Consider the following 10,925-nt stretch of genomic DNA (forward strand, 5'->3'; position numbering starts at 1 on the left):
CGCCCAGCGCCCCGGTGAAAGCGAACCCCAGACCGCCCAGCGCCGCCGAGGCGCCAGTCAGCACGATCCGTTCCGGCGGCTGGCCCAGGGCCAGGGCCGCGACCGGAGCGGTCAGCGCCAGCGGCAAGCCGGTCGCCAGCCATTGCGCCAGCGCCTTGATCGCCACCAGGGCCTCCAGCGGCAGCGGCCCGGTCGCCAGCAGATCCAGCGCCCCGTCCTCCAGATCGCGCTCGAACATCCGCTCCAGCGACAGCAGGGAGGCCAGCGCCAGGGCCATCCAGCTGGCTCCTGACGCCGCCGGAGCCAGGATGCGCGGATCGCCGCCCGCCGCCAGCGGCAGGATGGCCGTCAGGCACAGCAGGAAGCCGCAGGCCAGCAACGGCCCACCGCCGCCGCCCCAGGCCAGCGACAGTTCACGCGCGAACAGGGCGCGGACGACCTTCATCGCGCGTCTCCAAGACTGAGTGATCGCGATGGAACGGGCAGGGGGTCGTGCACGGCGGCCAGGATCATGCCCCCGCCCGCCAGATGTTCAGCCATCAGTTCGGCGGCGACGCCCCGCCACGCCTCGTCCAGCGGGGCCAGCGGTTCGTCCAACAGCCACAGGGCGCGCGGGGCGGCGACCAGGCGCGCCAGCGACAGCCGCCGCCTCTGCCCCGCCGACAGCTTGCGCGTCTCCAGATCCAGCAGGGGCGTCAGCTTCAGCCGCTCGACGGCCGCGTCCATGGCGGCGGCCGAACCGCCCAGCCATTCGACCTGAAAGCCCAGCTCCTGCCGCGCCGTGCGCTGGGGCTTCAGACCCTCGTGATGGCCCAGCAGGTGAAGCGCTGCGCGCCGCGCCGTCTCGGCCTCGATCTCGCCGTCCGCATCATGAAAAACGACCGTGCCTGCATCGGGCCGGATAAAGCCCGCCACGGCGCGCAGCAGGCTGGTCTTGCCCGCGCCATTCGCTCCGGTCAGGGCCGCCGCCTCGCCCGCCGACAGGGCGAAGGACAGGTCGCTGAACAGCCGACGTTCGCCGCGAGACAGGCTCAAGCCCTGAATGTCGAGACGGATCAGCACTTGCGAGTCTCTATCAATGTCCACGTCGAGGGTGTGGGTACATGGACGGCCCTCGCGCGCGGGACTATATGCGCTAGCGCCGCAGCAGGCTTTCGCCGCGCGCGCCGGGGACCTGTGCGCCCCGACGTCCAGCGCGCGAAGGCGCAACCGAATTGTCGGGCGGCGTTTGTCAGAGGACTACTCTCCATGCCGTCGATTGACAGCCTCAAGACCCGCCAAGACCTCGCGGTCGGGCGCAAGAAATACGCCTATTACAGCCTTCCCGCCGCCGAGGAAGCCGGTCTGGCCGGGATTTCCCGCCTGCCGCGCTCGATGAAGGTGCTGCTGGAGAACCTGCTGCGTAACGAAGACGGCGTCTCCGTCACCGAAGACGACCTGAAGGCCGTCGCCGCCTGGATCGAGAACAAGGGCGCCGTCGAGCACGAAATCGCCTTCCGTCCGGCCCGCGTGCTGATGCAGGACTTCACCGGCGTTCCGGCCGTCGTCGACCTGGCCGCCATGCGCGACGCCATGGACAAGCTCGGCGCCGACGCCAAGAAGATCAACCCGCTGGTCCCCGTCGATCTGGTCATCGACCACTCGGTCATGGTCGACCACTTCGGCAACGCCCAGGCCTTCAGCCAGAACGTCGAGCGTGAGTATGAGCGCAACATCGAGCGTTACAACTTCCTGCGCTGGGGCTCGTCGGCCTTCAACAACTTCCGCGTCGTGCCGCCCGGCACCGGCATCTGCCACCAGGTGAACCTCGAAAACCTGGCCCAGACCGTCTGGACCGCCGAGGAAGGCAAGAAGACTGTCGCCTATCCGGACACCGTGGTCGGCACCGACAGCCACACCACCATGATCAACGGCCTGGCCGTCCTGGGCTGGGGCGTCGGCGGCATCGAGGCCGAGGCCGCCATGCTGGGCCAGCCGATCCCGATGCTGATCCCCGAAGTCATCGGCTTCAGGCTGACCGGCAAGCTGCCGGAAGGCGCGACGGCCACCGACCTGGTGCTGACCGTCACCCAGATGCTGCGCAAGAAGGGCGTGGTCGGCAAGTTCGTGGAATTCTTCGGTCCCGCCATCGCCGGCATGACCATCGAGGACCAGGCCACCATCGCCAACATGGCCCCGGAATACGGCGCCACCTGCGGCTTCTTCCCCGTCTCGCAGGCCACCATCGACTATCTGACGGCCACCGGCCGCGAGAAGGCGCGCGTCGCCCTGGTCGAAGCCTACGCCAAGGCGCAAGGCCTGTGGATCGACGAGACCTCGGAAGACCCGATCTTCACCGACGTTCTGGAGCTGGACATCTCGACGGTCGTGCCGTCGCTGGCCGGTCCCAAGCGCCCGCAGGACCGGGTTGAGCTGACCGTCGCCGCCCCGTCGTTCGAAGAAGCCCTGACCGGCGTCTTCGCCCGCCCGGCCGACGCCCCGCGCGCCGCCGTGGAAGGCGAGAGCTTCGACATCGGCGACGGCGATGTGGTGATCGCCGCCATCACCTCGTGCACCAACACCTCCAACCCTAGCGTGCTGATCGCCGCCGGTCTGGTGGCGCGCAAGGCCAACGCCCTCGGCCTGAAGCCCAAGCCCTGGGTCAAGACCTCGCTGGCCCCCGGCTCGCAGGTCGTCACCGACTATCTGACCGACGCCGGTCTGCAGAAGGATCTGGACGCCCTGGGCTTCAACCTGGTCGGCTACGGCTGCACCACCTGCATCGGCAACTCGGGTCCGCTGGATCCGGCCGTGTCCAAGGCCATCAACGACAACGCCCTGGTCGCCACCTCGGTCCTGTCGGGCAACCGCAACTTCGAAGGCCGGGTGAACCCGGACGTCCAGGCCAACTACCTGGCCTCGCCGCCGCTGGTGGTGGCCTACGCCCTGGCCGGTTCGATGCGCATCGACATCACCAAGGAGCCGATCGGCAAGGACAAGAAGGGCAATGACGTCTTCCTGAAGGACGTGTGGCCGACCTCGGAAGAGATCGCCGCCATCCAGAAGAAGTCGGTCACGCCCAAGATGTTCGCCAAGCGCTACGCCGACGTCTTCAAGGGCGACGAGCACTGGCAGGCGATCGCCGTCACCGGCGGTCAGACCTATGAGTGGGAAGACACCTCGACCTACGTCCAGAACCCGCCCTACTTCGAGGGCCTGACCATGGAGCCCGCTCCGGTCACGGACATCGTCGAGGCGCGCGTGCTGGGCATCTTCGGCGACTCGATCACCACCGACCACATCTCGCCGGCCGGTTCGATCAAGAAGGCTTCGCCCGCCGGTCAGTACCTGACCAACCACGGCGTCGACGCCCTGGACTTCAACAGCTACGGCGCCCGCCGCGGCAACCACGAAGTCATGATGCGCGGCACCTTCGCCAACATCCGCATCCGCAACAAGATCACCCCGGACATCGAGGGCGGCGTCACCAAGCACTTCCCCTCGGAAGAGACGATGTCGATCTACGACGCGGCCATGCGCTACCAGTCGGAAGGCCGCCCGCTGGTCGTCTTCGCCGGCAAGGAATACGGCACCGGCTCGTCGCGCGACTGGGCGGCCAAGGGCACCCGCCTGCTGGGCGTCCGCGCCGTCATCGCCGAGAGCTATGAGCGCATCCACCGCTCGAACCTGGTCGGCATGGGCGTCGTCCCGCTGCAGTTCAAGGAAGACGGCTGGCAGAAGCTGGGCCTGACGGGCGAGGAGATCGTCACCATCCGCGGCCTGACCGACGCCAACGTCGGCAAGCTGAAGCCCCGCCAGGATCTGTGGGTCGAGCTGTTCCGTCCGTCGGACGGCAAGATGGCCCGCTTCCCGGTCCGCTGCCGCATCGATAACCAGACCGAGCTGGACTACTTCAAGGCCGGCGGCGTCATGCCCTACGTCCTGCGCAACCTGGCGCGCGGCGACGAGAAGTAAGAGGTCTCAAGCAGCGCGAAAGCGCGTTAGACCCACCAGAATGAAGGCCGGCGGAGCGATCCGCCGGCCTTTTTTCTTGGAGGCCGAGATGAGTAGGGAAACGAAGCCCTTGCCGCATCGCCGTTTGACGCCCATATTATCGCCATATGACGAAAGCCGCCGCCATGACCGCCCTCGACCTCTACGCCTCGCCCGAGACCCTGCCCGCCAGCGACGCCGCGCGGATCGGCAAGCTGCTAGGCCTGAACGACAATGAGACGATGGACGACGTGGCCCTGGCCGAGCGGGTGTCGCAGGGGCTGAAGCCCGCCGCCGCCGCCGCCCTGGGCCAGGTGATCGGCATGCCGCGCGTGGTCGGCCAGATCATTCCCGAGGCGACGCTGCGGCGCGCCCGCACCAGCCGCAAGCCCCTGTCGCGTGAGATGAGCGAGCGCCTGTACGAGGTCGGCCGCGTGGTCGACGCCGTGGGCCGCGCCTATCGCGGCGACAGCGCCGCCGTCGTCCGCTTCCTGAACCGCCCGCATCAGCTGCTGAACGGCCGCACCCCTCTGGCCATGGCCCAGTCCAGCTCGGCGGGAGCCGAGGCGGTGATCAATCTGGTGCGCCGCGCCGACGCCGGCTTCGCGGTCTAGGTCCGGCATGCACCGTCGGCTGGACGACGCGCTCAAGGGATTCCGCATCGGCGACCCGCGCGGCGAGTATCCCATCTGGAGCGACGGCGGCTCGCGCCGGGCTTCCGGCCGCTGGCACGAGGCGGGCCAGAGGGTGATCTACGCCGCCGAGCACTATTCCACCGCCATGCTGGAGAAGCTGGTCCATTTCGGCGGCGAACTGCCGTTGGGCCAGCACCATGTGGAGATCCACATCCCGGCGGGCGTCTCCTATGAAGTGGTCAATCCGGATCTGCTCCCCGGCTGGGCCGAGCCGGGCGGGGCGGCGGCGCGCGCCTTCGGCCGCGCCTGGCATGCGGAAGGCCGCTCGGCCCTGCTGATCACGCCCTCGGTCGTGGCGCGGATGGAGCGCAACTTCGTCTTCAACACCGCCCATCCCGACTTCGCCCGCATCAAGCCGGGGCTGGAGACGCCGGTCTGGTGGGACAGCCGCCTGTTCGGCTGACGCGGCTCATTCCAGCTTCAGCGCCTCGGCCAGCAGTCGCGCCTCGGCGGCGCGGCTGGACCCGGCACGCCAGGCGACGACGATCTCGCGACGCGGAGCCTCCGCCGAGATCGGGCGGATCACCACGCCCGGATTGTCGGCCAGCCCCGCCTGAACCGCCATCTGCGGCAGGAAGCTGACCCCCAACCCCGAGGACACCATCTGCACCAGCGTGTGCAAGGATGTGGCCGCGAAGACGTCCTCGCCGCGCGGCGCCTCGATATTGACGGCCGCCAGCGCCTGATCGCGCAGGCAATGGCCGTCCTCCAGCAGGATCAGATCTTCCGCCTTCAACATGCCGTCGGGAATCGGCCCCGCGCCCGCCAGCGGATGATCCACCGGGGCCGCGGCCATGATCTCGTCGTCGCCGATGCGGGCGTGGTCGATGCCGGAGGCCTCATAGGGCAGGGCGATGACGGCCGCGTCCAGATGGCCCGCCTTGAGTCCGGCGATCAGACGCGGCGTCAGATCTTCGCGCAGGAACAGGCGAAGGCCCGGATAAAGGGTCTTCAGCCCCGGCAGGGCGCGCGGCAGCAGGAAGGGCGCGACCGTCGGAATGACGCCCAGACGAAACCGGCCCGACAGCGGCTTGCCCGCATTCTGGGCCGCCTCGACCAGATCCTCGGCGCGAGCCAGCACGTCTTCGGCCCGGCGCACCGCTTCGGCGCCCACGGCCGTCAGGATCACCGCGCCGCGCGTGCGTTCCACCACCGCCGCGCCCAGCACCCGCTCCAGCTCCTGCACCCCCGACGACAGGGCGGGCTGGCTGACATGGGCGGCCTCGGCGGCGCGGCTGAACGAGCCGTGCTCGGCCAGGAGCTTCAGGTACTGCAGCTGACGCAGGGTAGGCAGGACGGACATGGATTCACACGGCTATGCGGTCAGAGCTGACATAGGGCACATCTATCGTCAGACCTGAACCAATCGAGCGGCCTTATATCACCTTCCGCCTCGATCATAATATAAATCTATTCCATCGAGCAAAATGATCGATTTGACTTAAGCTGCGCCAGGGGCCATTTCATGGCTTCGACGGTTCGCACTCCCCGCGATCCGGCGGTCCATTTTTCTGCATCTAGGAGAAGCGCGATGCTCGGCGTCGGTCAAAAACTGCCTGATTTCAAAATTATCGGCGTCAAGCCGGGCTTCAACAGCCACGAGGAAAACGGCGTCTCGGCGTTTGAAGCCGTCACGCAGGACAGCTTCGAAGGCAAGTGGAAGGTCATCTTCTTCTACCCGAAGGACTTCACCTTCGTCTGCCCGACCGAAATCGCCGCCTTCGCCAAGCTGGGCAAGGACTTCGCGGACCGCGACACCGTGGTCCTGGGCGGTTCGACCGACAATGAGTTCACCAAGCTGGCCTGGCGCCGTGACCACGCCGACCTGAACAAGCTGCCGATCTGGCAGTTCGCCGACAACGGCGGCAAGCTGGCTCGCGCCCTGGGCGTGCTGGACGAAGAAGAAGGCGTGGCCCTGCGCGCGACCTTCGTCGTCGACCCGCACAACGTCATCCAGCACGTCTACGTCACCAACCTGAACGTGGGCCGTTCGCCGGAAGACACGCTTCGCGTGGTCGATGCTCTTCAGACCGACGAGCTGTGCGCCTGCAACCGTCCGGTCGGCGGCGACACCCTGGCCGCGTAGGTACTGGCCCAAGGGTCGCAACGACCAGGCCCGGACCGCGTGAGTAGGGTCCGGGCCGCCCCTCGAAAGAGGCGGCGGCGGGCGACTGTCGCCGCCTTTTTCATGCCTGATGATTCTATTTGGGCGCTATGCTCGGCTCGCGGAGCCTCGCGACTTGAGCGCCCATCACGAAATACGGCCCCAAAAGACGGCTCAAGAAGTAAGCGACCGCGTCGCGAACGATAGCCGCTCTTTGAAGCGTCGCTTCCTGAAAGGAACACGAAAATGTCCATCGACGCCCTGCGCGACCTGATCCCGGCCTATGGCAAGGACATCTCGCTGAACCTGTCCTCGCTCGCCAATGAGACCGTGCTGAACGACCAGCAGAAGTGGGGCAGCTTCCTGGCCTCGGCGCACGCCATCGGCGTCGGCCCCGTGGTCAAGCTGATCGAGGCCCAGGCCGCGACGGTCCTGTCGCCCGAAGCGATGAACGCCGCCAAGGCCGCCGCCGCCATCATGGGCATGAACAACATCTACTACCGCTCGCTGCACCTGATGAAGAACCAGGAGTACACGACGCTGCCGGCCAAGCTGCGGATGAACGTCATCGCCAATCCGGGCGTCGACAAGCTGGACTTCGAGCTATGGTCGACCGCCGTCTCGGCCATCAACGGCTGCGGCGCCTGCCTTGACGCCCACGAGGGCGAGCTGCGCAAACACGCCGTGCCGAACGTCCAGATCCAGGCCGCTCTGCGCATCGGCGCCGTGGTCCACGCCGCCAGCCGCATCGTCGCCTCGGAGACGGCGCTGACCGCCTGATCTCAAGCGAGCTCCAAGACAGGAAAAGGCGCGGATCGCTCCGCGCCTTTTTCTTTGTCCGCTGGCTCGCGACGCCTTCAGCCGTCGTTGTCGGCGTCGTCTTCGACCAGCTCGCGCATCAGATCGACCACCAGCTTCTGCTGGCGCGACGACAGGCGCGGCGCCAGGCGGCCGATCTCTATGGTCTGACGAGTGGCGGGAAAGTCGTGCACGAAGGGCTCCGCCTCGCCCTCGGCCATACCCGGCTGGGCCGCGCCGGTCAGCCCCTCGAAGAAATAGCCGATGTCGACGCGAAAGAAGCGGGCGATGTCCCACAGCTTGGACGCCGAGATCCGATTGGCGCCCTTCTCGTATTTCTGCACCTGCTGGAAGGTGACCCCCAGCGCCTGGCCCAGATCGGTCTGATTATAGCCCAGGGCGATGCGCTTCTCACAGACGCGCCGTCCCACATGCCGATCCACCAGATGGGGACCATCAGCCCCGGAACCCCTGACCATGTCCTGCCCTCTTCCCTGTTTTTCTTGTCGACATGCCGCCGCCCACGGCCTCTGTCATGCGTTTTCGCGTCTCAGGGGCGCAGTCGCCCCTCACGATATGGTTAACGCGCCGGTCTCCCAATTCCGGCGCGGCCCCGCCCCGCGATCAGCATTATAATCAGCAAGACGGCGAACCCCATATCGCCCCACCGGCCATAGAGCGTCGGCGGCGCCGCCTGCGGCAGACGCACGTCGATGATCCCCGCCTGACCGGGGTCCAGCCGCTTGCCCTCGACGATCCGTCCCCAGGGGTCGATCATGGCCGAGACGCCCGTCGGCGTCGCCCGCGCCACCGGCAGACCGGTCTCCAGCGCGCGATAGGAAGCCAGGTTCAGATGCTGGCGCGGACCCGACGTCTTGCCGAACCAGGCGTCGTTGGAGACGTTGACGATCCACGCCGGGCGCGTCGCCGCCGTCGCTGGCGTAAAGCCGGGATAGAGGGCCTCGTAGCAGATCAGCGGCTGCACCGGCGGGGCGTTGACCAGGCTGATCGGCGCGGGCGTCGGTCCAGCCGTGAAATCGGCGGGGACGTGGACCAGGCTGCGCACCCCGATCTTGCTCATCAACGCGCCCATCGGCAGGTATTCGCCGAACGGCACCAGCCTGTGCTTGTCGTAGATCGGGCCGATGCGCAGGCCCATCGCCCCTTCGTCATGCAGGGCGAACAGGCTGTTGTAATAGCGGGCGCCGGTCTCGGCGCTGGGATCCGGCTCGCCCCGGCTCAGGCCCGCCAGCAGCGTCTGGCCTGTCTGCAACGCAGCGGCCACGGCATAGGCGTCATTGGTGGCGAACAGATCATTGGCCGTGGTCGGCAGGGCGCCCTCGGGCCAGACCACCACGTCGGGCAGGGCGGCGGCGGGCTGGGCGGTCAACTCCAGATAACGATCCAGGATGGCGTGATAGGCTTCGGGGCTCCACTTGTAGTCCTGGGCGATGTCGGCCTGGACCAGGCGCACCAAGGTCGGCGTCTGCACCACCTGCGCCGATGACAGGCGCACGGCGCCGAAAACGAACAAGCCGATCAGGGTCAACGCGCCCAGCCCCGCCGCGATCAGGCGCGGCCGTCGCGGCCCCGCATCCGCCAGAGGCGCCAAGGCGCTGACCGCCGCTACCGTGATCAGGCCCAGCCCATAGACGCCGCCGATCGAGGCGAACTGCGACATGGCCGATCCGGCCGCCCAGCCGGCGCCCGCCGGGTTCCACGGAAAGCCCGTCAACACATGGCCGCGCGTCCACTCCAGCAGGGCGAACAGGGCCGCGAACAGCAGGATGCGCCGCACGCCTGCCGGACTGAAGCGGCGATAGGCCATGGTCGCCAGCCCCCAGAACAGCCCCATGCCCGCCGGCAGCAGGCTGGCTGCAAACGGCGCCATCCACGCCTGGGCCGGATTGACCAGGAAGGCCTCGGCCACCCACCAGCAGCCGATGAAGAAATAGGCGAAGCCCGCCAGCCAGCCGACCCAGAAGCCGCCCTTCATCCCGCCTGAACGATCCGCCAGCAGCAACAGCAGCGGATACCCGAGCAGCCCCGGCAGGAAACCGAACGGCGGATGGACCAGGGCGGCGCCCGCCCCGGCCAGCAGCGCCAGAGCGATCCGACCCCAGCGGTTGTTCAGAAGGCCCGCGAACCGGGCGGCAAGCGCCCCGCTCACGCGGCGCCCTCATGCTCGATCGCACCATTCTCGGCGGCATAGGGATCGGCGACGCCCAGTTCGGCCAGGATCTCGCGCTCCTCGGCCTCCATCTCCTCGGCCTCGGCGTCGTCCTCATGATCGCGGCCCAGCAGGTGCAGCACCCCGTGGACGACCAGATGGCTCAGATGATCCGACAGGGTCTTGCCCTGCGTTTCAGCCTCAGCCGCGCAATAGGCGTAGCCCAGCACCACATCGCCCAGATGCGGAAAGGCGCTTTCCGCAGCAGGGAAGGACAGGACGTTCGTCGGCCGGTCCTTGTCGCGGAACCGCTTGTTCAGATCCTGCACCGCCGCGTCATCGGCCAGCAGCACCACCACATCGCCCTCGATGGTCCCAAGGGCGGCCACGGCCGCGCGCTCGGCGACCGCCGCCGCCTCGGGCAGGGCCTCGGTCCAGCCTTCGCTGTCGATCTCGACCTCGATCATCAGGCGTCGTCCTCAAGGTCGGGGAAGGGGCGGCTGCGCGCCGCATCGGAATCATAGGCGCGCACGATGCGCTCGACCATGGCGTGACGCACCACGTCCTCGGACTTGAACTGTTGGACGCCGACGCCCTCCACGTCCTTCAGAATGCGCAGGGCGTGGGCCAGGCCGGAATCGCGCGGGTTCAGCAGGTCGACCTGCGACGGGTCGCCCGTCACCACCATGCGCGCGCCCTCGCCCAGGCGGGTCAGCACCATCTTCATCTGCATGCGCGAGGTGTTCTGCGCCTCATCGACGATGATGAAGGCGTGGCTGAGCGTGCGGCCGCGCATGAAGGCGATGGGAGCGGCTTCGATCTCGCCCTTCTCGCGGCGACGGCGCACGTCGTCGACGCCCAGGATGTCGTTCAGCGACTCCCAAATCGGCGCCAGATAGGGGTCGACCTTCTCGTTCAGATCGCCCGGCAGGAAGCCCAGCTTCTCGCCCGCCTCGACCGCCGGGCGGGTGATGACCAGCCGGTCCACCTGCCCCCGCTTCAGCAGGGAGGCGCCATAGGCCGCCGCCAAAAAGGTCTTGCCCGTGCCCGCCGGGCCGACGCCGAAGGTCAGTTCGCAACGGCCCAGCATCTCCAGATAGCGCGCCTGAGACGCCGTCTTGGGGGCGATGGCGCCGCGACGGCCGACGGGCAGGGCGGCGCCTTCGGGCACGCTGCGTCCCCCGCT

Annotated in this window: 12 protein-coding genes; 5 read left to right on the forward strand and 7 right to left on the reverse strand. The window is 68.0% G+C overall.

From position 1 onward, the window contains the following. The coding region (locus BDIM_RS15560) for a heme exporter protein CcmB (protein ID WP_040346422.1) at positions 1-445 on the reverse strand (445 nt) is incomplete at its 3' end. Then, positions 442-1,062, reverse strand: coding sequence for a heme ABC exporter ATP-binding protein CcmA (gene ccmA, locus BDIM_RS15565; protein WP_003166525.1), 621 nt, complete (start codon positions 1,060-1,062; stop codon positions 442-444). The genes BDIM_RS15560 and ccmA, both read right to left, overlap by 4 nt. A gap of 186 nt (positions 1,063-1,248) precedes the next feature. On the opposite strand from ccmA, the gene acnA reads away from it, so the two are divergent. The 3 genes from acnA to BDIM_RS15580 all read left to right on the forward strand — a co-directional run bounded on the left by acnA (position 1,249) and on the right by BDIM_RS15580 (position 5,070). Beyond that, the gene (acnA, locus tag BDIM_RS15570) at positions 1,249-3,954 is read left to right on the forward strand and encodes an aconitate hydratase AcnA (RefSeq protein ID WP_003166526.1); all 2,706 of its coding nucleotides are present in this window, start codon (positions 1,249-1,251) and stop codon (positions 3,952-3,954) included. Positions 3,955-4,118: 164 nt separating this feature from the next. Beyond that, the gene (locus BDIM_RS16915; protein ID WP_165906558.1) at positions 4,119-4,586 is read left to right on the forward strand and encodes an antitoxin Xre/MbcA/ParS toxin-binding domain-containing protein; all 468 of its coding nucleotides are present in this window, start codon (positions 4,119-4,121) and stop codon (positions 4,584-4,586) included. A gap of 7 nt (positions 4,587-4,593) precedes the next feature. Continuing rightward, the gene (locus tag BDIM_RS15580) at positions 4,594-5,070 is read left to right on the forward strand and encodes an RES family NAD+ phosphorylase (protein WP_003166529.1); all 477 of its coding nucleotides are present in this window, start codon (positions 4,594-4,596) and stop codon (positions 5,068-5,070) included. A gap of 6 nt (positions 5,071-5,076) precedes the next feature. Here the strand turns inward: BDIM_RS15580 and BDIM_RS15585 are convergent, their stop codons facing one another. Continuing rightward, entirely contained in the window at positions 5,077-5,970 is an 894-nt protein-coding gene (locus tag BDIM_RS15585) for a hydrogen peroxide-inducible genes activator (RefSeq protein WP_040346423.1), read from the reverse strand. Between the two features lie 228 nt (positions 5,971-6,198). On the opposite strand from BDIM_RS15585, the gene BDIM_RS15590 reads away from it, so the two are divergent. Continuing rightward, the gene (locus BDIM_RS15590) at positions 6,199-6,753 is read left to right on the forward strand and encodes a peroxiredoxin (RefSeq protein ID WP_003166530.1); all 555 of its coding nucleotides are present in this window, start codon (positions 6,199-6,201) and stop codon (positions 6,751-6,753) included. A gap of 264 nt (positions 6,754-7,017) precedes the next feature. Then, on the forward strand, positions 7,018-7,551 hold the full coding sequence (ahpD, locus tag BDIM_RS15595; RefSeq protein WP_003166531.1) for an alkylhydroperoxidase, AhpD family: 534 nt from the start codon (positions 7,018-7,020) through the stop codon (positions 7,549-7,551). Positions 7,552-7,628: 77 nt separating this feature from the next. Here ahpD and BDIM_RS15600 read toward each other — a convergent pair whose 3' ends face one another. From BDIM_RS15600 to BDIM_RS15615, 4 genes are all read right to left on the reverse strand, one after another. Next, positions 7,629-8,048, reverse strand: coding sequence for a helix-turn-helix domain-containing protein (locus BDIM_RS15600; RefSeq protein WP_040346424.1), 420 nt, complete (start codon positions 8,046-8,048; stop codon positions 7,629-7,631). Between the two features lie 101 nt (positions 8,049-8,149). After that, positions 8,150-9,739 carry an apolipoprotein N-acyltransferase gene (gene lnt, locus BDIM_RS15605; protein WP_081461926.1) on the reverse strand — a complete coding sequence of 530 codons (1,590 nt, stop codon included), beginning with the start codon at positions 9,737-9,739 and terminating at the stop codon, positions 8,150-8,152. Then, complete coding sequence (gene ybeY / locus BDIM_RS15610; protein WP_003166533.1) at positions 9,736-10,206, reverse strand: rRNA maturation RNase YbeY; 471 nt, start codon at positions 10,204-10,206, stop codon at positions 9,736-9,738. The genes lnt and ybeY overlap by 4 nt, the downstream gene beginning before the upstream one ends. After that, positions 10,206-10,925, reverse strand: a 720-nt coding sequence (locus BDIM_RS15615) for a PhoH family protein (RefSeq protein WP_040346425.1), incomplete at its 5' end; no start/stop codon positions are given. The genes ybeY and BDIM_RS15615, both read right to left, overlap by 1 nt.

The organism is Brevundimonas diminuta ATCC 11568 (assembly GCF_000204035.1).
Lineage (GTDB): Bacteria > Pseudomonadota > Alphaproteobacteria > Caulobacterales > Caulobacteraceae > Brevundimonas > Brevundimonas diminuta.